The sequence below is a fragment of the Streptomyces sp. NPDC058240 genome, assembly GCF_042882135.1.
GTDB lineage: Bacteria > Actinomycetota > Actinomycetes > Streptomycetales > Streptomycetaceae > Streptomyces.
On record NZ_JBHVWT010000018.1, the window covers coordinates 75,478 to 99,119 of the forward strand.

The 23,642-nt window shown below is 70.0% G+C and carries 20 protein-coding genes; 5 read left to right on the forward strand and 15 right to left on the reverse strand.

What is annotated here, in order from left to right:
- Positions 1 to 53 precede the first annotated feature (53 nt).
- Both ACFVX4_RS25610 and ACFVX4_RS25615 read right to left on the reverse strand, forming a co-directional pair.
- Positions 54 to 818: an NUDIX hydrolase gene (locus ACFVX4_RS25610; RefSeq protein WP_266427721.1), complete on the reverse strand. Its 765-nt coding sequence runs from the start codon at positions 816 to 818 to the stop codon at positions 54 to 56.
- A 305-nt stretch (positions 819 to 1,123) separates the two neighbouring features.
- The gene (locus ACFVX4_RS25615; RefSeq protein WP_389981191.1) at positions 1,124 to 2,422 is read right to left on the reverse strand and encodes a DUF4192 domain-containing protein; all 1,299 of its coding nucleotides are present in this window, start codon (positions 2,420 to 2,422) and stop codon (positions 1,124 to 1,126) included.
- A 111-nt stretch (positions 2,423 to 2,533) separates the two neighbouring features.
- Here ACFVX4_RS25615 and ACFVX4_RS25620 point away from each other — a divergent pair, with 111 nt between their 5' ends.
- The gene (locus tag ACFVX4_RS25620) at positions 2,534 to 2,740 is read left to right on the forward strand and encodes a hypothetical protein (protein ID WP_389981193.1); all 207 of its coding nucleotides are present in this window, start codon (positions 2,534 to 2,536) and stop codon (positions 2,738 to 2,740) included.
- A 268-nt stretch (positions 2,741 to 3,008) separates the two neighbouring features.
- On the opposite strand, the gene ACFVX4_RS25625 is transcribed toward ACFVX4_RS25620, so the two are convergent.
- Positions 3,009 to 5,168 carry a RecQ family ATP-dependent DNA helicase gene (locus ACFVX4_RS25625; protein WP_389981195.1) on the reverse strand — a complete coding sequence of 720 codons (2,160 nt, stop codon included), beginning with the start codon at positions 5,166 to 5,168 and terminating at the stop codon, positions 3,009 to 3,011.
- 392 nt (positions 5,169 to 5,560) lie between these two features.
- Here ACFVX4_RS25625 and ACFVX4_RS25630 point away from each other — a divergent pair, with 392 nt between their 5' ends.
- On the forward strand, positions 5,561 to 6,190 hold the full coding sequence (locus tag ACFVX4_RS25630; protein ID WP_389981197.1) for a hypothetical protein: 630 nt from the start codon (positions 5,561 to 5,563) through the stop codon (positions 6,188 to 6,190).
- 67 nt (positions 6,191 to 6,257) lie between these two features.
- On the opposite strand, the gene ACFVX4_RS25635 is transcribed toward ACFVX4_RS25630, so the two are convergent.
- The 6 genes from ACFVX4_RS25635 to ACFVX4_RS25660 form a co-directional block, all read right to left on the reverse strand.
- Positions 6,258 to 6,872, reverse strand: coding sequence for a hypothetical protein (locus ACFVX4_RS25635; RefSeq protein WP_385328695.1), 615 nt, complete (start codon positions 6,870 to 6,872; stop codon positions 6,258 to 6,260).
- A 60-nt stretch (positions 6,873 to 6,932) separates the two neighbouring features.
- Positions 6,933 to 7,643 (reverse strand): ribonuclease HII, encoded by a 711-nt coding sequence (locus ACFVX4_RS25640; RefSeq protein WP_389981199.1) that lies wholly within the window; start codon positions 7,641 to 7,643, stop codon positions 6,933 to 6,935.
- Positions 7,644 to 7,754: 111 nt separating this feature from the next.
- Positions 7,755 to 9,485 (reverse strand): DUF4153 domain-containing protein, encoded by a 1,731-nt coding sequence (locus tag ACFVX4_RS25645; RefSeq protein WP_389981201.1) that lies wholly within the window; start codon positions 9,483 to 9,485, stop codon positions 7,755 to 7,757.
- Positions 9,486 to 9,716: 231 nt separating this feature from the next.
- On the reverse strand, positions 9,717 to 10,619 hold the full coding sequence (locus ACFVX4_RS25650) for an ADP-ribosylglycohydrolase family protein (RefSeq protein WP_389981203.1): 903 nt from the start codon (positions 10,617 to 10,619) through the stop codon (positions 9,717 to 9,719).
- A gap of 12 nt (positions 10,620 to 10,631) precedes the next feature.
- On the reverse strand, positions 10,632 to 11,291 hold the full coding sequence (locus ACFVX4_RS25655; protein WP_389981205.1) for a histidine phosphatase family protein: 660 nt from the start codon (positions 11,289 to 11,291) through the stop codon (positions 10,632 to 10,634).
- 25 nt (positions 11,292 to 11,316) lie between these two features.
- Entirely contained in the window at positions 11,317 to 12,927 is a 1,611-nt protein-coding gene (locus ACFVX4_RS25660) for an ABC-F family ATP-binding cassette domain-containing protein (protein WP_389981207.1), read from the reverse strand.
- 83 nt (positions 12,928 to 13,010) lie between these two features.
- Between ACFVX4_RS25660 and ACFVX4_RS25665 the strand changes: the two genes are divergently transcribed.
- Positions 13,011 to 13,670 carry a TetR/AcrR family transcriptional regulator C-terminal ligand-binding domain-containing protein gene (locus ACFVX4_RS25665; RefSeq protein ID WP_389981209.1) on the forward strand — a complete coding sequence of 220 codons (660 nt, stop codon included), beginning with the start codon at positions 13,011 to 13,013 and terminating at the stop codon, positions 13,668 to 13,670.
- A 59-nt stretch (positions 13,671 to 13,729) separates the two neighbouring features.
- On the opposite strand, the gene ACFVX4_RS25670 is transcribed toward ACFVX4_RS25665, so the two are convergent.
- Positions 13,730 to 14,335, reverse strand: coding sequence for a YdbC family protein (locus ACFVX4_RS25670; RefSeq protein ID WP_389981211.1), 606 nt, complete (start codon positions 14,333 to 14,335; stop codon positions 13,730 to 13,732).
- An 89-nt stretch (positions 14,336 to 14,424) separates the two neighbouring features.
- Here ACFVX4_RS25670 and ACFVX4_RS25675 point away from each other — a divergent pair, with 89 nt between their 5' ends.
- Positions 14,425 to 15,381, forward strand: coding sequence for a DUF1152 domain-containing protein (locus tag ACFVX4_RS25675; protein ID WP_389981273.1), 957 nt, complete (start codon positions 14,425 to 14,427; stop codon positions 15,379 to 15,381).
- A 161-nt stretch (positions 15,382 to 15,542) separates the two neighbouring features.
- Positions 15,543 to 16,079, forward strand: coding sequence for a TerD family protein (locus ACFVX4_RS25680; protein ID WP_389981213.1), 537 nt, complete (start codon positions 15,543 to 15,545; stop codon positions 16,077 to 16,079).
- A 129-nt stretch (positions 16,080 to 16,208) separates the two neighbouring features.
- On the opposite strand, the gene ACFVX4_RS25685 is transcribed toward ACFVX4_RS25680, so the two are convergent.
- From ACFVX4_RS25685 to nrdR, 5 genes are all read right to left on the reverse strand, one after another.
- Positions 16,209 to 18,605 (reverse strand): ATP-binding cassette domain-containing protein, encoded by a 2,397-nt coding sequence (locus ACFVX4_RS25685; protein ID WP_389981215.1) that lies wholly within the window; start codon positions 18,603 to 18,605, stop codon positions 16,209 to 16,211.
- Positions 18,606 to 18,744: 139 nt separating this feature from the next.
- Positions 18,745 to 19,155: a VOC family protein gene (locus ACFVX4_RS25690; RefSeq protein ID WP_389981217.1), complete on the reverse strand. Its 411-nt coding sequence runs from the start codon at positions 19,153 to 19,155 to the stop codon at positions 18,745 to 18,747.
- Between the two features lie 10 nt (positions 19,156 to 19,165).
- On the reverse strand, positions 19,166 to 19,609 hold the full coding sequence (locus tag ACFVX4_RS25695) for a helix-turn-helix transcriptional regulator (protein ID WP_389981219.1): 444 nt from the start codon (positions 19,607 to 19,609) through the stop codon (positions 19,166 to 19,168).
- 159 nt (positions 19,610 to 19,768) lie between these two features.
- On the reverse strand, positions 19,769 to 22,663 hold the full coding sequence (locus ACFVX4_RS25700; RefSeq protein WP_389981221.1) for a vitamin B12-dependent ribonucleotide reductase: 2,895 nt from the start codon (positions 22,661 to 22,663) through the stop codon (positions 19,769 to 19,771).
- A gap of 160 nt (positions 22,664 to 22,823) precedes the next feature.
- Positions 22,824 to 23,336, reverse strand: a complete 513-nt coding sequence (nrdR, locus tag ACFVX4_RS25705) for a transcriptional regulator NrdR (protein WP_093898913.1) — start codon at positions 23,334 to 23,336, stop codon at positions 22,824 to 22,826.
- Positions 23,337 to 23,642: the final 306 nt, after the last annotated feature.

Below are 23,642 nucleotides of genomic sequence, written 5' to 3' on the forward strand. Positions count from 1 at the left end.
CGCGACATATCCGACTTTTCGCGCAGCACCAACCCTGTGGGCGTTCCGCGAGGTCAGACTTCCGGCCTCAGCATCGGAGGGTTGAGCACGGTGGCCGCACCGGCCCGGAAGAGCTGGGCCGGGCGTCCGCCCTGGCGAGTGGTCGTCCCGCCGGTGGGCACCAGGAAGCCGGGGGTGCCCGTCACCTTGCGATGGAAGTTCCGCGGGTCGAGGACCACCCCCCACACCGCCTCGTACACCCTCCGGAGCTCGCCCACCGTGAACGCCGGCGGGCAGAAGGCGGTGGCCAGGGAGGAGTATTCGATCTTGGAGCGGGCGCGTTCGACACCGTCGGCAAGGATCTGCGCATGGTCGAAGGCCAGCGGGGCCTGGTTCTCGCCCTCGTGCCCGAAGCTCCCCTCCGCCCCGAGCAGATCGTCGACAGGTGCCCATCGTGCGCTGTTCGCATCGCCGCCCGCCCGCGGGGCCGGCAGATCGGGGGCCAGGGCGAGATGGGCGACGCTGACGACTCGCATCCGGGGGTCACGAGCCGGGTCGCCGTAGGTGGCGAGCTGTTCGAGGTGGGCGCCGTTCCCGATCGCCGGAGCTGCCGGGTCCTGGGCGCACAGGCCGGTCTCCTCGACGAGCTCGCGCGCTGCTGCGGCTCCGAGATCCTCATCGGCTTTGACGAACCCGCCGGGCAGTGCCCATCGCCCCTGGAACGGTGGCTCACCACGGCGTACCACCAGCGCGCAGAGCGCGTGGCGGCGCACCGTGAGCACGACCAGGTCGACGGTGACAGCGAAGGGCGGGAAGGTCGACGGGTCGTAGGGCGGCATGCGGTGATCATAGTCGTCTGCCTGACGATAAACACTCCCTTCGCAGTGCTCTTCGAGGAGCTCTTCGTCGTCCCTCCGCATGTCGTGTCTCCCGCCCTCCCCATGCCGTGTCTCCCGTCGTCGTGATCTCCGTCCGTCATGGCGCGTCCTGGCAGAACACCAGAACGCTTGTCATCACGGCACCGTCGTCTCCGGTAGCCTCCGGTGCGTCGTCGCGTTCCGCACACCGGCGGTGGCGGAGGTTCGGTCGAGGACCTCGATACACGGCGGTGACGCGAGGTGCCGCGGGCGACGGGGCATACGGGTCATCCCTCGCCACCGGATACGCGCCGGGTGGGGGTCGCTCGCCCGGACCGACGCCGGGTGGCCGCCGATTCGGGACGGGCGGAGCCGGACGGGGCCTTCTTCCGGCGGGTGGCGGCCGGCCGCACCGCGCGGGGTCGCGCGCTCCGGTCCGTCCGGCGCCGGTGACGCCCCGTTCGCGCACTGCGCTCCCCGCGCAGGCATCGGCGCAGGGTCTCCGGGTCGAGGCCCTGGTTGCACGCCTCGTGAAGAAGCTGGGCAAAGGTGTACGCGGGATCCATCCGCAGGGCGAGGCCCAAAGCGACTCGCGCGCCCGGTTCATCGCCCGTCGACCACGAGACCCATCCGGCCAGGGTCAGTGGCGCCGCGGCATGCTCCTCGTACGGTGCCACGCACCGACGGGACAGTGCGCGCCAGAGCCGCAACGCCGAATCGGCTTCCGGACCTTCCATCCATTCCGCGGCCCTGTCGCGGGTTTCCCGGTCCTGCAGGCCGAGAATCACTGCGGCTGCCTCGTCATGACTGATCAGCCGGTCGTCATCGATGTCCGAGGCGGAGGGCGCCGACACCGGCGCCTCCCTGAGGCGTTTCATGAGCTGCCGGGCAAGGCCCAGGGTCTCTCGGGCCACCTCCTCGCGTCCCGCTTCGTCGAGGAGCCTGGGCATCAACTCGGCACCCGCAGAGTCGAGTGCGCGTTGCTGGCCTGCCGCCGCCGAGGTCTCCAGCGGTACGAGCCTCGCCTCCATCTCCCGCAACGATCCGCGTACTTGAATGCCCGCGTAGGCGGCAGCGGCGGCCATCACCGAAGTGCCCGGCATGGCCATCCGGTTCCCCTCCGTCGGGCAGCAGCGCTCGTCCGGACAGCAGTAGGACCAGTACCGGCCGTCAGAGATGCAGAGCGCTTCGAGCACCGGTACGTCCAGCGTGCCGCAGGCAGTACGCAGACGCTGGGCGAGAGGCCGCAGCCGCTCCATGATCTGACTGCCGGACTCGCCCTCGACGGGATCCTGGCAGAGGAAGATGACGATCGCGTCGGGGCGCTCCCCACGCCGCTCGCTCCCCTTGATCAAGCACTCGGCAAGCTGTTCGGCGACGGGCGCCCATTCCTGGGGCGACTGCGGGATGCCGAGCCTGAGCCGGCCGCCGAAGCGGCCCCTGCCGCCGTGCAGAGCGACCATGATCACGCTGTCGTTCGGATGGAACCCCATGAGATAGGGGAGGGCATCGGCGAGCTCGGCAGGTCCTCGCAGGGTGATCTGCTGTTCATCGGCCGGACCGGTGGATTCGTGGTGCTGGTTCATGGCATGACCGTCCCGCGGACGGCCGGATTCCGCGACCCCTGTGGATAACTTTGTCCACAGGGGAGCGGGGTCGTTCGCCATGTGTCGTAGCCATCGGGTTGCATGGGGGCCATGACCTTCGTCGACAAGCACCTGGCCGTCGGCCGGCCCGCCGAGGCCACGAACCTGCTGCGGCGGGCGGCCGAACTGGCCCGCGAGGCCGAGGGCCTGTCCCGGCTCGCCGTCGCGCCGGGGCGCAGCAGGAATTCCGGGCCGCGCTCTCCCTGCCCGGGGCCGGCGACCACTCCCGGGAGGACGGCATGGCACGCAACGGGCTGAGCGGCACGGCATCGGCGGCGCACCCGGAGCCGGCATCCGATCCGGGTATCCGGTAGTCGGTCGGAGAACTGCCGGTGCTTCACCGGCCACTACGTCGGACGACGATTCGGTCCGCCCGTCTCCCTGACGTCGTCCACTTCCCGTACACCTGCTTCGGGCGCGCCCGCTGACGCCAGTCGCAACCGGGCCCGCTCGCCATCTACGAACAACCGCACCCCGTCCACGCCAGGGGCGCGAGTCGGCCACCGTGGCACGGCCACGGAAGATCTCAGCCCGCCGCGGCCAGGACCAGGGGAAGTACCTGTTCGCTGCCTGCCTGCCGGAGCAGGCGGGCAGCGACGGCGAGGGTCCAGCCGGAGTCGGTGCAGTCGTCCACGAGCAGGACGGGGCCAGAGGTGCGGGCCAGGGAGGCGGCCAGCTCCTCGGGGACGGCGAACGCGCCGGAAAGCGCTCTGAGGCGTTGGGCCGAATTGCTGCGGCGTGCCGTGTGCGCACCGCTCGGCCCCGTGTACGCGAGGGTGCCGAGGAAGGGAAGGCGGCCGATGGCCGCGATTCCCTGGGCGAGGGAACCGACCAGTTGCGGGCGGCTCAGGGACGGTACGGCGACGACTCCCACCGGCCGGGCGGAGGCGTCCGGGACATTCGGCGCCCAGCCGCCCGAGGAGCGCGCCCAATCGGCGAGGACCGCCACCGCGGCCTGCAGGACATCGTCCGGGACCGGCCCATCGGGCACGTTCTCGGCCAGCAGCGGGCGCAGCCGGTTGCCCCAGCCGATGTCCGAGAGGCGCCCCAGGGCACGCCCGGTGGAGCACTGCTCCTTGGCCGGGATACGGCCCTTGAGGTCGATGCCCAGTGCGGGCATCCCTGTGGGCCACATGCGGCGCGGCTCGACCTCCACCCCCGGGCGGTCCAGCTCCTTCGTCGCGCCCGTCAAGGTCTCAGCCGAAACGGCTGTATCGGCCCAGGCCCCCGCGCAGTTGTCGCAACGGCCGCACGGGGCCGCTCCCTCGTCGTCCAGCTGCCGGCGCAGGAACTCCATCCGGCACTGGGACGTGCTCGCGTAATCGCGCATGGCCTGCTGCTCGGCTGCCCGCTGCCGCGCCACCCACGCGTAGCGTTCGGCCTCGTACACCCACTCGGCCCCCGTGGCCGTCCAGCCACCCTTCACCCGCTTGACCGCGCCGTCGACATCCAGCACCTTCAGCATCGACTCCAGACGGGTGCGCCGAAGATCCACCGCCGCTTCCAGGGCCGGGACGGACAGGGGGCGTCCCGCACCCGCGAGGGCCGAGAGGGTCTGCCGGACCTGCGCCTCGGGCGGGAAGGCGGTATCGGCGAAGTAGCGCCAGATGGCCTCGTCCTCCTTGCCCGGCAGCAGCAGCACATCGGCGTGGGCCACCCCGCGCCCCGCACGCCCCACCTGCTGGTAGTAGGCGATCGGCGAGGACGGCGAGCCGAGATGGACCACGAAGCCCAGGTCCGGCTTGTCGAAGCCCATGCCCAGGGCCGAAGTCGCGACCAGGGCCTTGACCCGGTTCTCCTGCAGGTCGACCTCGGCCTGCAGCCGGTCGGCGTTCTCCGTCCTTCCGGTGTACGAGGCGACGCGGAAGCCGCGCTGCCGCAGGAAGGCCGTGGCCTCCTCGGCCGCGGCGACGGTGAGCGTGTAGATGATCCCGGAGCCCGGCAGCTCGTCCAGATGCTCGGCGAGCCAGGCCAGCCGGTGCGGGGCGTCCGGTAGCTGGACGACGCCCAGCCGCAGGCTCTCCCGATCGAGCGGGCCGCGCAGCACCAGGGCTTCACCGGCACCGGTACCCAGCTGATCGGCCACGTCCGCGGTGACCCGCGCGTTCGCGGTCGCGGTGGTGGCCAGCACCGGCACGCCGGGAGCGAGCTCGGCGAGCATCGCCCGCAACCGGCGGTAGTCGGGCCGGAAGTCATGCCCCCAGTCGGAGATGCAGTGCGCCTCGTCCACCACCAGCAGACCGGTGGTGGCCGCGAGCTTGGGCAGCACCTGATCACGGAAATCAACAGAGTTGAGACGTTCCGGACTTACGAGGAGAACGTCCGTGTCGCCGCGCTCGACCTCCTCATAGATGGTGTCCCACTCCTCCGGGTTGGCCGAGTTGATGGTGCGCGCCCGGATACCGGCCCGCGCCGCCGACTCGACCTGGTTACGCATCAGCGCCAGCAGCGGCGAGACGATCACCGTGGGCCCGGAGCCACGGCGGCGCAGCAGCGCGGTGGCGACGAAGTACACCGCCGACTTGCCCCACCCCGTGCGCTGCACCACCAGCGCACGCCTGCGCTCCTCCACCAGAGCCGCCACCGCCTGCCACTGGTCCTCCCGCAGCCGCGCCGACCCCCCCGGGTCGCCGACGAGCTCGGCGAGGATGGCATCGGCTTCGGCGCGGAGCTCCAGGTTGTCCATGCCTCCATGCAACCCGATGGCACCGACAATCGGCGAATCCACCCCACGTGACACCCGGATGATCTCCCGGGCGCCCGCCGGACGCCGAGCCTGGCAGCGGGGCTGTCGCGGCGGGGCGGGGGCGGAGTGGGGGCGGAGTGGGTGTTTCCGCTGGTCCTCGCCGTTCAGGCGTGGCGGGAGGCGTCATCCGGGCATGGCGTGGGCAGGGATATCAGAGTCATTCCGGCTGATTCCCGTCACCTGTGCCAATTGCTCGTTGCCGCCTGCCGATACGCCAGGAAGAATTGGACTCGCTCCCCGCACAGTCCCTTTCGCGGCCCGGAAGGGCTGTGCCGTGGTGCGCCCTCACTCGACCCTGCCCGCACCATGGGCGCGTATGCGAAGGGAGGATCGTGACCTTCGGATTCGCTCCGTCCGCAGCCACTTCGATGTCGGCGTCCGCCGACTCCGTCAACCGTCTTGCCAGGATGCTCGAACCGGCCGAGTGGGCCGAAGCGGGCATACCGTTGCTGCGCAGCCCCCGCGAGGTTGTCAGCGGCCTGCACGCCCGGCACAGGCCGACCCCGACGACCGCTGTGGTCGCCGTACTCGACCATGAGGAACGCCTCACGGCCAGCGCTTCGTTCGCCCGCCGCTCCGCGGCCGCGGACGGCTGGGAGTTCCGCAACGCGCTGCTGGCGCATCTGCGCCGGGTCATCCCGCACGATCTTCGCCGCCGCACGCCCGTCCGTACCGCAGTGCTCCTCTACTGCCGTGAGGGCGACGAGCATTGGACGGAGGAGGACGGGGCGTGGATGTGGGGTCTGCGGGACGCCTGCACGCTGCACGGCCTGCGGTGCGGCGCGTACATCACGCTGACCCAGGCCGGTTGGCAGGTGCTGGGCGAGGGCCGTGGCGGGCGCCGCCCCAGCTCCACGTCGCAGCCGTCCGCCCTCGCCGACACCTCGCTCGGCCGGGATCCGGCTCCGCTGCGCACCGGTGGCGGTGCGGCGCAGGCGCTGCGGCGCACCGCGGCCCGCTGACCCGTGGCCGCGGGCCCGGCCGCCCTGTCGGGCAGCCGGGCCACCGCGGTCCGGTGTGTCCCGCGGATCAGACTCCGACGCCGAGCACTGCGTTGATCCGCTGCGGGTCCCCGCACACGATCAGCAGTGCTCCGGCACGTTCCTGCGCTCCGGTCAGCGCGCCGTCGACGGCGTCACCGCCGTTGACGGCGACGATCACCACCGGACGCGTCTTCACCCGGTCCGCGGCTGCGGCACCGGCGAAGAAGACATCGTCACCGGCCTCGTGCTGCGCCCAGTAGGCGGCCTCTCCGAAGGAGAGTTCGTGCGCGGCCCACGGGTGCTGCTCGCCGGTGGTGAGCACCAGGATGTCGCCCGGTGCGCGGCCGGAGTCGAGCAGCAGATCCACGGCTTCGTCGGCGGCGTCGAGTGCGCCGTCCGCCGAGGCGGGGATCAGCTGGATCTGCGGTGCGGAACGATTCTCCGGCCGGTCCGTCCGGGGACGGTCGGAGGTGGGGTGCGGGCGCTGCGCCGGGGGCGCGGGCCTCGCGGGGCCGGGCCCGGGACGACCGGGACGCGGCGTGGCCGCTGAACGCGGACCGGGTACAGGACGGGGGGTCGACGCGGTGCGGCCTGCGGCCGGAGTGACGCGGGGACCCTGGGCGCTCTCGTGAATCTGAGGCTCCTCGGGGATGAGAGGCATGGGTGGTTGTCTATCAAACGCCGGCGCACAGGGCGTCGGCGGGTGGGTACATGTGCGCGATCAGAAATCGAAGCCGAGCTGGCCCCCGCTTTCCAGTGCAGCCGCCTCGGCGGAGAAGCGGACCTTCTTGAGGTGCTGCCACCTGGGCAGCGCGTCGAGATAGGACCACGAAAGCCGGTGATGGGGTGTCGGCCCCCACTCCTCCAGCGCGGCCCTGTGTACAGGCGACGGGTAACCGGCGTTGGCCCCGAAGGCGAAATCGGCGTACTCACCGGAATCCGCGCCCAGTTCGGCCATCATCGTGTCCCTGCGGACCTTCGCGATCACCGAGGCGGCCGCGACCGCGATACAGGACTGATCGCCCTTGATCACGGTGCGGACCCGCCAGGGCTGTCCCAGGTAGTCGTGCTTGCCGTCGAGGATCACCGCGTCCGGCCGCACCGGCAGGGCTTCGAGGGCGCGTACGGCGGCGAGACGCAGCGCAGCCGTCATCCCGAGCTCGTCGATCTCCTGCGGAGAGGCATCGCCGAGACCGAACGCGGTGACCCAGCGCTCCAGCAACGGCGCCAGCTCCGCACGGCGCTTGGGGCTGATCAGCTTGGAGTCGGTGAGTCCGGCGGGAGGTCTGCGGAGGCCGGTGACGGCCGCGCACACGGTGACCGGTCCCGCCCACGCTCCGCGTCCGACCTCGTCGACACCGGCGACGGTCTTGGCACCAGTGGTAGCGCGCAGCGAGCGCTCGACGGTGTGCGTGGGTGGTTCGTACGGCATGGCGCCTGTCAGCGTACGCCGATGGGTGCGCCGACAACACCCCGGGGCGCCCCTCGGCCTTCCCGGACTCGTTCTTGGCCCCGCGCTCCGTACGCACCCGGCTCGGACCGGTCAGTACGGGTCGAACGGATCGCTCTCGTCGCCGTCGCGATCACTGCCCCCGACACCCGTACGCGATCCGTCGCAGGGCTGCGTCGGAGCGTCCGGACTCCGCTTCCTCAGGATGTCCCGGGCCCGTGCCTCGCCCCAGCTGGTGGCGTACCAGGGAGTGTCGTCGGAGCGCAGCGACCGTTCGATGTCCCTGAGGGCGCAGGAGCGCAGCGGCTCGGGCAGTGTGTCCAGGGCCGGTACGGCGTCGGCCGAGAGGCCTCGGAGGTAGGCGATGTCGATCGAATGATCGTCGCGGTACCGCTGAACGTTCTGCTCCGCGATCAGCCCGTCGGGCGAGATCAGTCCGAACGCGAGGACTCCGACGGCCGCGCTCGCGGCGACGGCACGCGGCAGCAGGCGGGCACCGAACACCCCGGCGGCCGTGATCAGGACGAGCACCACGCCCAGCCAGAGTTCCACCGCGGCCACGGATATCCGCAGCCGGGTCAGACCGTAGGCGTCGACGTAGAGGTCCATCCGCCGCAATGCGGAGGCCACGACGATCAGGGTGAGCAGGCACAGCACGCCGAGCACGGTCCGGACGAGAGTGCGGTCGCTCCCCCGCCCGCGAGGCGCCCAGCGCAGGGCGAGTGCGATCACCAGCAATGTGAGCAGGGTGGCCCAGAGAAGCTGCCAGAAGCCCTGCCGGGCGTACTCGGAGTAGCTGAGATCGGTCTCGGCCATCACCTTGTCGTATCCACCGAGCAGCACGGTGAGCTGGACGGCGATGAAAACGGCGAACAGCATGTTCAGCACGATGAGCGGCAGGGCCCATTCCAGTCGCCCGCGTGCCTTTCCCCGACGGACGGTGATGCCGTCCCAGCGCACCGGAGCGGCTGCGGCGTACGCGGCGGCGAGCGCGCCGACCAGGCCGACGACGAAGAGGAGGAACCGCCACGGGCTGCCGCTGACCGACACGTCGGGCATCAGGCTGCCGAGCACGTCGGCGAAGGCGGCATCGGCGCTCGCGAACAGCGCCCCGAACACGATGAGCAGGACGACCGCCACCGCGACGCTGCGGAGAACGGCCCCCAACCGCCTGCGGGAACCCGTCATCCGCGCACGCACGCCCCGCCCGCCCCAGGCGAGGCCGTCGGCGATGGAGCTGAACAGGCCCAGCGACCCCAGGAACACCCCGAGCCAGCTGCGACTGCCGTGCAGGGCGAGCGAGCCGAGCGCGACAGCCGACACGACGGCCAGGAAGACGGGCCATCCGGCATCCCGAAGGGCCGGAACGGCGAGGAGCGCCAGTCCACCGACCGCCCAGAAGGCCGTCCACGGGCGGAGGCGGCGGCCGGCGGTCCGCGCGGCGAAGAAGGCCCCGAGCGCCGCGGGGACCGCGACGATCAGCGCGTTCAGGCCGAGACCGTCGCCCAGCAGCAGGGCGCTCAGCATCGCCGTGGCGATGACGCAACAGAGCGTCGCGCCGCGGATGGCGGCGGGCTCGGCCGGGCGCAGTGTCGACAGCGCGGAGGGCTGGGGGCTGCTCGGCCGCCAGGGGTTGGGCGGATGCTGTTGCCCACCCTGTTGCGCATATCCCGGCACTTTCGGCGGCTCGGGAGCGGTGCCACGGGGCTCCGGCAGCGGAGCCTTCGACAACGCTGCCTGCTCGGACGTTCCGGCCTGCCCCGACGGGTCGGACGGCTTGGGAGCTTCGGCCTGCCGGGGCGTTTCTGACGTGTGATCGGACATGGGACCCCTCCCCTACCGAGGTCCGCGCACACCGCCCGCAGGGCAGCGGCTGGGGCACCCCGGCGTCTCATTTTCGGCGCACGCCCGTCCGGATGATCATCGACGGCGGCGTGGCCGAAAGAGTAGCTTCCCCTCACTGATCCTCGCCGTGCGAGGAGGAGCTGTGGCAGTACCGTGACAGTCGGGGGCCCGGCCGATGCTCCGCTCGTCGGCGGTGCGGGTGTTGCCGCCCTACTGAGGGAGCCAGCCCGGCAGCTCCTCCGTCCGTGCCGTCCAGTCGGCCGGCGGCGCGCCTGCCTTGCTCGCTGCGACGACTCCGCCGGCGATCGCGCAGGTGGTGTCGACGTCTCCGCCGGCCTGTGCGGTCACCCAGAAGGTCTGCTCGAAATCGCCGAGGTTCCGCGCCGCCGACCAGAGGGCGAACGGAACGGTGTCGTGTGCGCTGGTGCGCCGGCCGTTGCCGAGGACCGCCGCGACCGTACCGGCGTCGTCGTAGTCGAGCATGTCGCGTGCCCGTCGCAGTCCGGCACCGACGGCACTGCGCGGTACGAGCGCGATGACGCCGTCGAGCAGGTCCGCCGGGGTGGGCGGCCCGGCCGTCGCCGCCGCCAGTGCGGCAGCCGCCGCGACGGCCATCGCGCCCACGACCGCCTCGCGGTGCTGGTGCGTGGTGTACGAGGAGATCTCGGCCTGGTGTGTGGCCTGCTCCGGGTCGTCCGCGTACCAGGCACCGAGTGGGGCGATACGCATCGCCGAGCCGTTGCCCCAGGAGCCCTGGCCGTTGAACAGGGCGGACGCCAGCTCCCGCCAGTCAGCTCCTTCGCGCACCAGCCTGAGCAGGCGGTTCACGGCGGGGCCGTATCCCCGGTCGAAGTCATGGTGGTCGGCGAAGGAGCGGGCGAGCGCGTCCTGCTCGATCCGCTCGTGCTCCAGCAGCACGGCCAGCACCGAACACGCCATCTCGGTGTCGTCCGTCCACTGCCAGGGACCCGGTGGGAGTGCGCGCTGTTTCAGGAGCGGATAGTTGACGGGCACAAAGAACTGGGAGCCCAGTGCGTCTCCCACGGAGAGCCCGCGCAGGCTGGCAAGGGCACGTTCGAAACGTTGGCCGGAGGCAGAGTCAGCGGTTGTCATCGCCCCTCCACTCTATCCGGTGATGCCGTACGGCTCAGGGGTACGCCAGCGCTCGAACGGCCGGTCAAGGGTGTAGCGCCCGTCCTCTCCGAGTATCAGCGTCCGGGTCTCCCCGTTGCCCGGATTGGACAGCGACTCGAACTCGGCAACCGACCAGTGGAACCAGCGCATGCAGAACAAACGCATGGTCAGTCCGTGCGTGACCAGCAGAACGTTCTTCGGATGGTCGAGTGCCTCGAAACTCCGGTACAGGCTCTCCAGGAAGGCCCCGACCCTGTCGTACACATCGGCTCCGGACTCCCCCTGCGCGAAGCGGTAGAAGAAGTGGCCGTACGCGTCCCGGTACGCCTTCTGCAGCCGCACATCGTCGCGGTCCTGCCAGTTTCCCCAGTCCTGCTCCCGCAGCCGCGGCTCCTCCCTCACCCGCACCCGCTCCAGGTCCAGGCCGAGGGACCTGAATGTCTCGTGGGTACGGCGGTAGGGCGAGACGTACACGCTGACCCGCTCGCCGTCGAACAACTCGCGCAGCCGCGCTCCCGTCTCCCTGGCCTGTCTCAGCCCTGTCGAGGTGAGCCTCAGCGCATGGTCCGGCTCACGTTCGTACACCGTGTCGTCGGCGTTGCCCTCGGACTCCCCGTGCCGGACGAGGACAATGCGTTGCGGTCGTGCCATGTACCGACCCTAGATCGACCTTGGCTCATTCGAGCAGTTGTCCGGAATCCATCCGTCGGATGTCGCCGTCGAAGCGGCGGCGCAGCAGCCGGTCGTGCGAGACCACGACCAGCGCACCCGGCCAGTGGGCCAGCGCTTCCTCCAGCTCCTGTACGAGTCCGAGTGCCAGGTGGTTGGCTGGTTCGTCGAGCAGCAGCAGATCCGCGGGCCGGGCCAGGAGACGGGCGAGGGCGAGCCGTCTGCGCTGCCCCGCCGAAAGCGATCCGACCGGCACCCGGAGGTCCCGGGAGCGGAACAGCCCGTACGAGAGCAGCAGTTCCGCCTGCTCGTCATCGGTGAGCGGCAGTCCCCGGCCGAATGCCGTGAGCACGGACTCCGCCGGGCGGTGCGCCGGTATCTCCTGCGCGAGGTAGCCGATCCCGCCCCGCCGGACCACGCGGCCCGCGTCCGGTTCGAGCAAGCCCGCCATGACTCGGAGCAGCGTGGACTTCCCCGCCCCGTTGCCGCCGTGGATCAGCAGTCTGCCGGCCGCCGCCACGGAGAGCCGGTCGACCGCGAGTCTGCCGCCGACCCGTATGTCCGTCAGGGAGACCAGCTCCCCCTCGGCCGCACCGGCCATGGGCAGGGCGGCGAAGCGCAGGGGGTCCGGCGGCCTGGGGACGGGCCGTGCCCTCAGTCGCTCCAGTCGCTTGCGTGCGTTGCGGACCCGGCCGGACACGGAGGCCTGGACCCGGCCCGCAGCCCGGTCGTACGCCATCTTGTTGTTGTCCTTGATGGCGCGGCCGGTGGCGACGCCATGGGCGGTGGTCGTCGCGTACTCCTCCAGTTGCCCGGTTTCCTCGCACCACTGGGCGTAGGACTGCTCCCAGCGTTGCCGTGCGGCGTGCTGTTCGGCCAGGAATCCTGCGTAGCCACCGCCGTGGCGCACGACCGTCCGCCGGTCGGTGTCGACCTCCAGCACCGCGGTGGCGACCTGCTCCAGGAAGATCCGGTCGTGGGACACGGCGATCACCGTGCCGGGATGGGACCGCAGTGTGCCCTCCAGCCAGTCGAGCGCGGTTCCGTCCAGGTGGTTGGTGGGTTCGTCGAGCAGCATCACCTCGGGGCACGCCGCGATCAGGCAGGCAAGACCCAGTCTCGCCTGCTCGCCGCCGGAGAGACTGCCCAGCTTTCTGGCCGGCCCCGTGTGCGCGAGACCGAGGCCGTACATCGCCTTGTCGACGCGTGCGTCCGCTTCGTATCCCCCGCGCGACTCGAACTCGGCGAGAAGGTCTCCGTAGGCGGCGAGCGCGGCATCGTCGGCCCCAGCGAGGTCTGCCTCGGCCACCCGCAACTTCCGCTCCACCGCGCGCAGTTCCGCCAGCGCGTCGTCGATCGCGTCCTGGACCGTGCTTTCGGGCGGCAGCCGCGGAGTCTGGGGCAGCAGACCGGTGCCGCGGTCGGCGACCGTGAACACGCTCCCGGAATCGGGCTGTTCGAGCCCCGCGAGGAGCCGGAGCAGGGTCGTCTTCCCCGCGCCGTTCTCCCCCACGATCCCGATGCGTTCACCCGGGCGCACGGTCAGCGAGACATCGTCGAGCAACAGCCTGTCACCGCGGGACACGGTCACTCCGCGCAGCGAGATCTGTGTGGACAAGGACACCTCCGAGCTAACGCAATCATTGTCTCATTAAGGCGAGTGTGACACACTGTAACCCGCTAACGCAACTGGAGTAGCAATTGACTGGACAGCGAGCCACCCAGGAGACCGACCTGCCGACGCCCCCGCCCGCCCCCGGCACCAGCCGTCCGGGCGGCAGAACCGCCCGTACCCGTGCGGCGGTCCGTGATGCCGTCCTCACCGGCCTGGTGGAGCACGGCTACCCGGGCCTCACCGTCGAGTACGTCGCCGAGCACTCCGGCATCCACAAGACAACCCTCTACCGCCGCTGGGGAAACCTCGAAGGGCTCGTCGTGGACGCCCTGGACCTCGCCGGGGAGGACAGCTGGACCCCGCCCGACACCGGAAGCCTGGAAGGAGATCTGCGCGCTCTGGCGCAGACGACGGCCGCCTCCTTCGAGGACCCCGCCGCAGCGGCCGCACCGACCGCGTTCGTCGCCGCGGCCTTCCAGTCCGAGCGTGCCGCGGACGCGCTGAACGCCTTCTACGCGCAGCGGTTCGCCCGCTGCGAGGTCATCGTCGCGCGCGCCGTCTCCCGGCACGAGCTGGACCGGCGCACGGACGCGGGAGCGCTCGTCAGGGCCGTGATCTCGCCCCTGTTCCTCAGACTGTTCATCACCCGCGAGCCCATCGACGGGACACTGGCCGCCCAGTCCGCCGACGCGGCTCTGGCAGCCGCCCGCGCCGGAGTCTTCAACTCCCCTGCCGAATCCGCCTGATGGGCCGCCCGGAGCGCCCCTGACTCATCGCCTGGGCCGTACCCATCCGGCCGTGCCGGTCACACCGTCCACGACGGCTCCAACTGCACGACGTCTCCCGCCAGCTCCGCCACGTCGTCCTCGGTCTGTGCCCGTTGCGACAGCCGCTCGATGCTCCCCGCCCGGTACTTGCCGCGCTCGGCGCTCGACTGCCACATCGACAACACGAGGAACTCCTGCCCCGGTGCCTCCCCGAACAGCCCTCGCAGCATGCCGGGCGAACCGGCCATCGCCGGATTCCACACCCTCTCCTGCATCAACGCGAAGTGTTCCACCCGGTCCTCGCGCACCTTGCTGTGCGCCACCCGGACCACATCCGCATCGGTGAAGCGCGGCTCGAAGCCGGTCTTCACATCGAATCGGTGCTCGAAGAGCTTGACCTGGAGACCGCTGTACGTACCGGACTGTGCGGCAGCCAGGCCGTCGTGCGCGCGCGCCATGAACGAGTCGTAGAAGACGCGGTTCTCCCAGAAGGCGAAGACGTGCGCCACGTCCGGACGCCCTCGGCTCCACCCGCCGCCCTGTCCCCTGAATCCGGGCTCGCCCAGCAGCCCCGCCCACTTCCGCTGCCCCCGCTCAAAACCTCGACGGTCCACCACGGTGCAACGAATCCACTTGACCAGCACCGCGCCATCGTACGGTGCCGGGCGTGTCACGGGTCACGCTCGGACGGAGTAGGCCCGAAGTGACCGCCATGAAACGCAGAATGGCCTCCATGGTCCCGCTGCACACCAACCCCCTGTTCGCCCGGCTCGAATCCGCGGAACGTGTCCTCGTCGCAGGGGCCGGCGGCGGCTTCGACATCTACGCGGGACTCCCCATCGCGCTCTCCCTGTTCCACCAGGGCAAGCACGTACAGCTCGCCAATCTGTCGTTCAGCGCTCTCGAAGGGCTGCCCCTCGATTCCTGGCTCGCGCCGGACGTCGCCGCCATCACCCCCGAAACAGCCCTCCACCAGGCGTACTTCCCGGAACGGACACTCGCCCAGTGGCTCGATCTGCACGGCTATCCGCACACGGTCCACGCCTTCTCCCGGGTGGGCGTACAACCGCTGCGCGCCGCCTACCGGGCATTGATCGAGAAGTACGACATCGACGCGGTCGTCCTGGTCGACGGCGGTACGGACATCCTGATGCGCGGCGACGAATCCGGCCTCGGCACACCTGAGGAGGATCTGACCAGCGTCGCAGCGCTCGCCGCAATCGACGTACCGGAACGCCTCGTCGTGTCCATCGGCTTCGGCATCGACGCGTATCACGGGGTGAGCCACGGCCTCGTGCTGGAGAACATCGCCGCACTCGAACGCGACGGTTCCTGTCTCGGCGCGTTCTCCGTATCCCGTACGACGCGTGAGGGCGCGCTCTTCGTCGACGCCGTGGCACACGCCCAGCACCACACGCCCGACCACCCCAGCATCGTGAACGGGTCGATCGCCGCCGCCGTCCAGGGGGATTTCGGGGACGTCCGGTTCACCTCGCGCACTCGTGACAGCGAGCTGTTCATCAACCCTCTGATGACGCTCTGCTTCGCCTTCGAGCTGGACGGAGTGGCCCGCAACTGCCTCTATCTCGACCGCATCGAGCACACCCATCTCATCCGTCAGGTCAGCAGTGCCATCGAGCTCTTCCGGGACGAGGTCCGGCAGCGACCGCCGCGCCGCATACCCCACTGAACCGAAGCGGCCACGAGGCCACGGAGCCGTGCGGCCGCGGGACACCGATGGCCCGATTCCATCGCCGAAATCCAAGCCGGTTGGATCCACGGTCGGTTACGGACATGATCGGTGATGTGAACGGCCCGACGGCCCAGCGGAAAGCCAGGGAGGCAAGTCCGATGAGCACGCCCAACAAGGACATAGACAAGGTCGAAGTCAGACTCAAATGGGATCCCAGCCCTCATGGCGCACCGGCCCATGACCTCGACATCATCGCGGCGACCTACCTCGCCGAGGCGCCGTACGGCAGCCCCGCGTACCTCGTGCACTTCGACAGCCGCTCGCCGGACGGCACCATCACCCTCAACCGCGACAGCAGGACCGGCCAGGGCCTCGGCTTCGACGAGGAGATGACTCTGGAACTGAGCCGGTTGTCGACCGCGTACACCCGGGTCGTCGTCGGGGTCGCCATCCAGCAACGCGACGGCCGCAGGACGTTCGCCGAGATAGCGAACACCGGTGTTCAGGTCCGGGAGGGCTACACGAACCTGGCGGAGGACGACTTCTCGGCGGTCGGCGCGGCCACCGCGGCAACCGTGGCCGAGTTCGTCCGGGGCGCCTCCGGGGCCTGGGAGTTCCACGGTACGGTCCGGGGCTTCGACGGCGACCCCGATTCGTTCGCCGCGACGATGGGAAGCCGTACGCCCGGCATGTGACTGACACGTCGCGGCACGCGGCCCCGTCCCGGACCGCGGAGCCGCGGCACGGCGGACACGACGAAGGGGACCGGCCCGCGGTCGGTCCCCTTCGGGTCGGCCTGCGGCGGTGGATCGCGCAGGCCCAGGTCAGGCCCCGACGTACTCCGCGAGGTGCTCGCCGGTGAGGGTGGAGCGGGCGGCGACGAGGTCGGCGGGGGTGCCCTCGAAGACGATCCGGCCGCCGTCGTGACCGGCGCCCGGACCCAGGTCGATGATCCAGTCGGCATGCGCCATGACCGCCTGGTGGTGCTCGACGACGATGACCGACTTGCCGGAGTCGACGAGCCGGTCCAGCAGGCCCAGCAGTTGCTCGACATCGGCGAGGTGGAGTCCGGTGGTCGGCTCGTCGAGGACGTACACACCGCCCTTCTCGGCCATGTGGGTCGCCAGCTTGAGCCGCTGCCGCTCGCCGCCGGACAGCGTGGTGAGCGGCTGGCCGAGGCTGAGGTAGCCGAGCCCGACGTCGGCGAGCCGCTCCAGGATCTTGTGCGCGGCCGGTGTGCGCGCCTCGCCGGCGCCGAAGAACTCCTCGGCCTCGGTCACCGACATCGCGAGCACCTCGCTGATGTCGCGGCCGCCGAGGTGGTAGTCGAGCACCGATGCCTCGAACCGCTTCCCCTCGCACTCCTCGCAGATGGTGGCGACGCCGGCCATCATCGCCAGATCGGTGTAGATGACGCCGGCTCCGTTGCAAGTCGGGCAGGCGCCCTCGGAGTTGGGGCTGAACAGCGCAGGCTTCACTCCGTTGGCCTTCGCGAACGCCTTGCGGATCGGGTCGAGCAGTCCGGTGTACGTCGCCGGATTGCTCCGCCGCGACCCGCGGATGGCCCCCTGGTCGACCGAGACCACGTCCGCGCCCGCGGGGATCGACCCGTGCACGAGCGAGCTCTTGCCGGAGCCCGCGACGCCGGTGATGACGGTCAGCACGCCGAGCGGGACGTCGACGTCGACGCCCTGCAGGTTGTGTGCCGTCGCGCCACGGATCTCCAGCGCCCCGGTGGGCTTGCGCACCCTCTCCTTGACGACCGCCCGGTCGTCGAGATGACGGCCGGTGATGGTGTCGCCGGCCCGCAGCCCCTCGACGGTGCCCTCGAAGCAGACGGCGCCGCCCGCCGTACCCGCGCCGGGGCCGAGGTCGACGACATGGTCGGCGATGGCGATCGTCTGCGGCTTGTGCTCCACGACGAGCACCGTGTTGCCCTTGTCCCGCAGCCGCAGCAGCAGGTCGTTCATCCGCTGGATGTCATGGGGGTGCAGACCGACGGTGGGCTCGTCGAAGACATAGGTGACGTCGGTGAGCGAGGAGCCGAGGTGGCGGATCATCTTGACGCGCTGCGCCTCGCCGCCCGACAGCGTGCCCGACGGCCGGTCGAGCGAGAGGTAGCCGAGACCGATCTCCACGAACGAGTCGAGGGTCCGCTGCAGCGCGGCGAGCAGCGGAGCCACCGACGGACCGTCGAGGCCGCGCACCCACTCGGCCAGGTCGCTGATCTGCATCGCGCAGGCGTCGGCGATGCTCAGCTTCTTGATCTTCGACGAGCGGGCTTCCTCGCTCAGTCGGCTGCCGTCGCACTCGGGGCAGGTGGTGAAGGTGACCGCCCGCTCCACGAACTCCCGGATGTGCGGCTGCAACGCCTCCTTGTCCTTGGACAGGAACGACTTCTGGATCTTGGGAATCAGCCCCTCGTAGGTGAGGTTGACGCCCTCGACCTTCACCTTGGTCGGCTCCCGGTAGAGGAAGTCCTGCATCTCCTTCTTGGTGAACTTGCGGATCGGCTTGTCCGGGTCGAGGAGGCCGGACTCGGCGTAGACGCGCACGGTCCAGAAACTGTCCGACTTCCAGCCGGGGATGGTGAACGCGCCCTCGGCGATCGACTTGGAGTCGTCGTAGAGCTGGGTGAGGTCGATGTCGGAGACCGTGCCCCGGCCTTCGCAACGGGTACACATGCCGCCGGTGCGGGTGAAGGTCCGCTTGACGGTCTTGGTCCGGTCGGCTCCGCGGTCGACCTTGAACGCACCGCTCGCCTGGACCGAGGCGACGTTGAAGGAGAACGCCTGGGGCGAGCCGATGTGCGGCTTGCCCAGCCGGCTGAAGAGGATGCGCAGCATCGCGTTGGCGTCGGTGGCGGTGCCGACCGTGGAGCGGGGATCGGCACCGAGGCGCTGCTGGTCGACGGTGATCACGGTCGTCAGGCCGTCGAGTACGTCGACCTCGGGCCGCGCGAGGGTCGGCATGAAGCCCTGCACGAAGGCGCTGTACGTCTCGTTGATCAGCCGCTGCGACTCCGCGGCGATGGTGCCGAACACCAGCGAGCTCTTGCCCGAACCGGAGACGCCGGTGAACACCGTCAGCCGACGCTTCGGGATCTCGATGCTGACGTCCTTGAGGTTGTTCACGCGCGCGCCGTGCACGCGGATCAGGTCGTGGCTGTCGGCAGCGTGCGGCGCAGACGACCGCGTGTCCGTCCTCTTGGCCATGCTCATCGTGTCTCCAACTGTTGGGCGGAGCCGCCTTCGCGGCCCCTGTCTCCGTCTGCGTCGCCTGGCTCGGCATCACGGGCGCCGAGCGGTACGTCCGGTTCTGCTTCGGCGGTGCGGCTCGTGGCCGCGGTCGCCGGACGGTTCAGCGCACCTCGTTGATACGGATGAGATTGCCGGCGGGATCACGGAAGGCGCAGTCGCGAATCCCGTACGGCTGCTCGGTCGGCTCCTGCACGACCTCGGCGCCGCCGGCCTGGAGGCGGTCGAAGGTGCCGTCGAGGTCGGCGGTGGCCAGGGTGATGATGGCGTAGGTGCCCTTGGCCATCATCTCGGTGATGGTGCGTCGCTCCTCCTCCGTGACGCCGGGATCGGCGGCCGGCGGATGCAGGACGATGGACGTGCCGGGCCGGCCGGCGGGGCCGACCGTGATCCAGCGCAGCCCGCCGAACCCGACGTCGTTGCGGATCTCGAAGCCCAGGATGTCGCGGTAGAAGGCCAGAGAGGCGTCCGGGTCCTCGTGCGGAAGGAAGCTCGAGTGAATCGTGATGTCCATGGCCGTCACGCTAATCCTGGCCCTGTGACCGCGCTTCTCGATTCCTGATCGGTCTGGTCACCTGCTTCGCCACGCACGGCGGCATCCCCGCCGTGGCGCGCGCGGCCTCGCGCCGGTAGGCGCTGGGCGGCATGCCCACCAGCTCGGTGAAGCGGGTGCTGAAGGTGCCCAGCGACGAGCAACCGACCGTGAAACAGACCTCGGTGACGCTGAGATCACCACGCCGCAGCAGCGCCATCGCCCGCTCGATGCGCCGCGTCATCAGGTATCCGTACGGCGACTCGCCGTAGGCCAGCCGGAACGCGCGGCTCAGGTGCCCTGCCGACATGTGCACGCCACGGGCGAGCGCCTCGACATCCAGTGGCTGCGCGAACTCCCGGTCGATCCGGTCGCGGACACGACGCAACCGCGCAAGGTCGCGCAGGCGCTGAGCCTCATCGGGTCTGCTGGTCACCTGCGAGATCGTGCCACACCGCGAGGGCCGTCGCGCGCCGGCCCGGGACCGTACGACCGCGGAGGGCGCCGACCGGAAGTCGACGCCCTCCTTGAGCTGCGGTTCAGCTACTCGGGCACATCATGCGGGACCTTGCGCCCCACGCGATCGGGCAGCCTGTCAGCTGCAACCGCTGGTCGAGCCGCAGCCCTCGCAGATGTAGCAGGAGCCGGCGCGCTGCATCTTCGTACCGCAGGAGAAGCAGAGCGGCGCGTCCGCGCTGATGCCCAGCTGCATCTCGACGAGCTCCGCCGAGGTGTGCGCGGTCTTCGGGGCGGGCTTCTCCGCCTCCTGCACCGCGGCCACCGCCTTCAGCGGCTCCGTCCGCACCGGGGCGGACTGGGCCAGGCTCTCGATGTCCAGCTCCTCGTCCTCGATGGAGGGCTCGTACGAACCCGTGTCGAGGTGGCGCTGACGCTCCTCGGCCGAGTGGATGCCGAGTGCCGAGCGGGTCTCGAAGGGCAGGAAGTCCAGCGCGAGGCGGCGGAAGATGTAGTCGACGATCGACTGTGCCATCCGCACGTCCGGGTCGTCCGTCATGCCGGCCGGCTCGAAGCGCATGTTGGTGAACTTCGAGACGTACGTCTCCAGCGGGACGCCGTACTGCAGGCCGACCGAGACGGCGATGGAGAAGGCGTCCATCATGCCCGCGAGGGTGGAGCCCTGCTTGGACATCTTCAGGAAGACCTCACCGAGACCGTCGTCCGGGTAGGAGTTGGCGGTCATGTAGCCCTCGGCGCCGCCCACCGTGAAGGAGGTGGTGATGCCGGGACGGCCCTTGGGGAGACGCTTGCGGACCGGGCGGTACTCGACGACCTTCTCGACCGCAGTACGGATGGTCTCCTCGGCCTTGGCGGTGACCGCCTCCTTCTCCTTCTCCTTGGTCTTCGCGGAGAGGGGCTGGCCGACCTTGCAGTTGTCACGGTAGATCGCGAGCGCCTTGACGCCCATCTTCCACGCCTCGAAGTAGACCTCTTCGACGTCCTCGACGGTGGCCGTCTCCGGCAGGTTCACCGTCTTGGAGAGCGCGCCGGAGATCCACGGCTGGATCGCGGCCATCATGCGCACGTGACCCATCGCGGAGATGGAACGCTCGCCCATCGCGCAGTCGAAGACCTCGTAGTGCTCGGTCTTCAGACCGGGGGCGTCGATCACATTGCCGTGCTCGGCGATGTGGGCGACGACCGCCTCGATCTGCTCCTCCTGGTAGCCCAGGCGGCGCAGGGCCTGCGGGACGGTGCCGTTGACGATCTGCATCGAGCCGCCGCCGACCAGCTTCTTGAACTTGACCAGGGCGAGGTCGGGCTCGAGACCGGTGGTGTCGCAGGACATCGCGAGACCGATGGTGCCGGTGGGCGCGATGACCGAGGCCTGCGCGTTGCGGAAACCGTTCTTCGCGCCGAGGCGGATGACGTCCTGCCAGGCCTCCGTCGCGGCGGCCCAGATCGGGTTGTCCAGGTCGTCCACGTGGACGGCCGCGGCGTTGGCGTCGGAGTGCTGCTTCATGACGCGCTGGTGCGGCTCGGCGTTGCGGGCGTAGCCGTCGTACGGGCCGACGACCGCGGCGAGCTCGGCGGAGCGCTTGTACGAGGTGCCGGTCATCAGCGAGGTAATGGCACCGGCGAGGGCGCGGCCGCCGTCGCTGTCGTAGGCGTGGCCGGTCGCCATCAGCAGGGCGCCGAGGTTGGCGTAGCCGATGCCGAGCTGGCGGAAGGCGCGGGTGTTCTCGCCGATCTTCTGCGTCGGGAAGTCCGCGAAGCAGATCGAGATGTCCATCGCGGTGATGACCAGCTCGACGACCTTGGCGAAGCGCTCGGACTCGAACGACTGGTTGCCCTTGCCGTCGTCCTTGAGGAACTTCATGAGGTTCAGCGAGGCGAGGTTGCACGAGGTGTTGTCCAGGTGCATGTACTCGGAGCAGGGGTTCGAGCCGTTGATCCGGCCGGACTCCGGGCAGGTGTGCCAGGCGTTGATGGTGTCGTCGTACTGGATGCCCGGGTCGGCGCACGCCCAGGCGGCCTCGGCCATCTTGCGGAAGAGGGACTTGGCCTCGACCTCTTCGATGACGTCGCCGGTCATGCGGGCACGCAGCCCGAACTTGCCGCCGGACTCGACGGCCTTCATGAACTCGTCGTTCACACGGACCGAGTTGTTGGCGTTCTGGTACTGGACGGACGTGATGTCGTCGCCGCCCAGGTCCATGTCGAAGCCCGCGTCGCGCAGGGCGCGGATCTTCTCCTCTTCCTTCACCTTGGTCTCGATGAAGTTCTCGATGTCGGGGTGGTCGACGTCGAGGATGACCATCTTGGCCGCGCGCCGGGTGGCGCCACCGGACTTGATCGTTCCGGCGGAGGCGTCGGCACCGCGCATGAAGGACACCGGGCCGGAGGCGTTGCCGCCGGAGGACAGCAGCTCCTTGGAGGAGCGGATGCGGGAGAGGTTCAGGCCGGCGCCGGAGCCGCCCTTGAAGATCATGCCCTCTTCCTTGTACCAGTCGAGGATCGACTCCATGGAGTCGTCGACGGCCAGGATGAAGCAGGCGGAGACCTGCTGCGGCTGGGGCGTTCCGACGTTGAACCAGACCGGCGAGTTGAAGCTGAAGATCTGGTGCAGGAGGGCGTACGCCAGCTCGTGCTCGAAGATCTCGGCATCCGCGGGAGAGGCGAAGTAGCCGTGGTCCTCGCCGGCCTTGCGGTACGTCTTCACGATCCGGTCGATGAGCTGTCGCAGACCGGTCTCGCGCTGCGGGGTGCCGACGGCCCCGCGGAAGTACTTGCTGGTGACGATGTTGACCGCGTTCACCGACCAGAAGTCGGGGAACTCGACGCCACGCTGCTCGAAGTTGATCGAGCCGTCGCGCCAGTTGGTCATGACGACGTCACGGCGCTCCCACGCCACCTCGTCGTACGGATGTACGCCGGGGGTGGTGTGGATGCGCTCGATACGCAGACCCTTGCTCGACTTGGCTCCCTTGATTCGGGAACCTCGTGCCGGGCCGCTCGCCGTCTCTGTCATGCCGCCTCCCATATGTGGGCAAAAACACCCTGAAGTGCCCAGAACTTCCCGGGGCACAGTCTGTCTCTGATGCCCCGGACGCCACGCAGAGCGCCCGGAGCAGGTCTATGAAGCCGCCTTGCCGCCGATCCACGGAACCGTGTCGACCGGCAGACGCCGATCAGTCGGCGGCGACGGCGGGAACGGGGACCTCAAGGGTCTCGCCCCTCCCGCGTTCCTCCACGGGAGGCCGCCGCTCACGGAGTTCCGCGATGGCGGCCTCGAAGTCTTCGAGTGTGTCGAACGCCCGGTACACGGACGCGAACCGCAGGTACGCGACGAGGTCGAGTTCCTGCAGGGGGCCGAGGATGGCCAGACCCACGTCATGGGTGGTCAGCTCGGCGCTGCCGGTGGCACGCACCGCCTCCTCGACCCGCTGGCCGAGCTTGGCGAGGGCGTCCTCGGTGACCGGCCGGCCCTGGCACGCCTTGCGCACACCGGAGATGACCTTGGTACGGCTGAAGGGTTCGGTCACGCCGCTGCGCTTCACCACCATCAGCGAGCAGGTCTCCACCGTCGTGAAACGGCGGGAGCAGTCGGGGCACTGGCGGCGGCGGCGGATCGACGTGCCGTCGTCGGTGGTGCGACTGTCGACGACCCGGCTGTCGGGGTGCCTGCAGAAGGGGCAGTGCATGGCTCCCAACCCTCCTTCACAGCACGACTGAATAACCTCTTCAGGGCCCGTCGGGGCCCCTGGAAGCTGTCACAAGCATAGGCGATGGCCACACCCTCGGCGGACCGGGGACCACAACTTCTGGGTGGCTGGAACAATCCAACCACTAGATCTTGGGTTTGGCCGCGCATTCGGCCCTACCGCGTGTCGCGCATCACGAGCGACCGGCAGGCAGCCTAAGGCCGCGTACGAGGTTACGGGAACCGCGCGGCGGCCAGGATTGCGGGGCCCCCGCTGTCGGACCCGGACAACGGCCCGACGGCCACC

Bases quoted from the DNA above. Each gene is read 5' to 3' on its own strand.
- ACFVX4_RS25700 (WP_389981221.1), bottom strand. From the start codon at position 22,663: ATGACAGAGACGGCGAGCGGCCCGGCACGAGGTTCCCGAATCAAGGGA.
- ACFVX4_RS25675 (WP_389981273.1), top strand. From the start codon at position 14,425: ATGGTCCCGCTGCACACCAACCCCCTGTTCGCCCGGCTCGAATCCGCG.
- ACFVX4_RS25615 (WP_389981191.1), bottom strand. From the start codon at position 2,422: ATGAACCAGCACCACGAATCCACCGGTCCGGCCGATGAACAGCAGATC.
- ACFVX4_RS25645 (WP_389981201.1), bottom strand. From the start codon at position 9,485: ATGTCCGATCACACGTCAGAAACGCCCCGGCAGGCCGAAGCTCCCAAG.
- ACFVX4_RS25655 (WP_389981205.1), bottom strand. From the start codon at position 11,291: ATGGCACGACCGCAACGCATTGTCCTCGTCCGGCACGGGGAGTCCGAG.
- ACFVX4_RS25625 (WP_389981195.1), bottom strand. From the start codon at position 5,168: ATGGACAACCTGGAGCTCCGCGCCGAAGCCGATGCCATCCTCGCCGAG.
- ACFVX4_RS25680 (WP_389981213.1), top strand. From the start codon at position 15,543: ATGAGCACGCCCAACAAGGACATAGACAAGGTCGAAGTCAGACTCAAA.
- nrdR (WP_093898913.1), bottom strand. From the start codon at position 23,336: ATGCACTGCCCCTTCTGCAGGCACCCCGACAGCCGGGTCGTCGACAGT.
- ACFVX4_RS25685 (WP_389981215.1), bottom strand. From the start codon at position 18,605: ATGAGCATGGCCAAGAGGACGGACACGCGGTCGTCTGCGCCGCACGCT.
- ACFVX4_RS25650 (WP_389981203.1), bottom strand. From the start codon at position 10,619: ATGACAACCGCTGACTCTGCCTCCGGCCAACGTTTCGAACGTGCCCTT.
- ACFVX4_RS25635 (WP_385328695.1), bottom strand. From the start codon at position 6,872: ATGCCTCTCATCCCCGAGGAGCCTCAGATTCACGAGAGCGCCCAGGGT.
- ACFVX4_RS25640 (WP_389981199.1), bottom strand. From the start codon at position 7,643: ATGCCGTACGAACCACCCACGCACACCGTCGAGCGCTCGCTGCGCGCT.
- ACFVX4_RS25690 (WP_389981217.1), bottom strand. From the start codon at position 19,155: ATGGACATCACGATTCACTCGAGCTTCCTTCCGCACGAGGACCCGGAC.
- ACFVX4_RS25620 (WP_389981193.1), top strand. From the start codon at position 2,534: ATGACCTTCGTCGACAAGCACCTGGCCGTCGGCCGGCCCGCCGAGGCC.
- ACFVX4_RS25610 (WP_266427721.1), bottom strand. From the start codon at position 818: ATGCCGCCCTACGACCCGTCGACCTTCCCGCCCTTCGCTGTCACCGTC.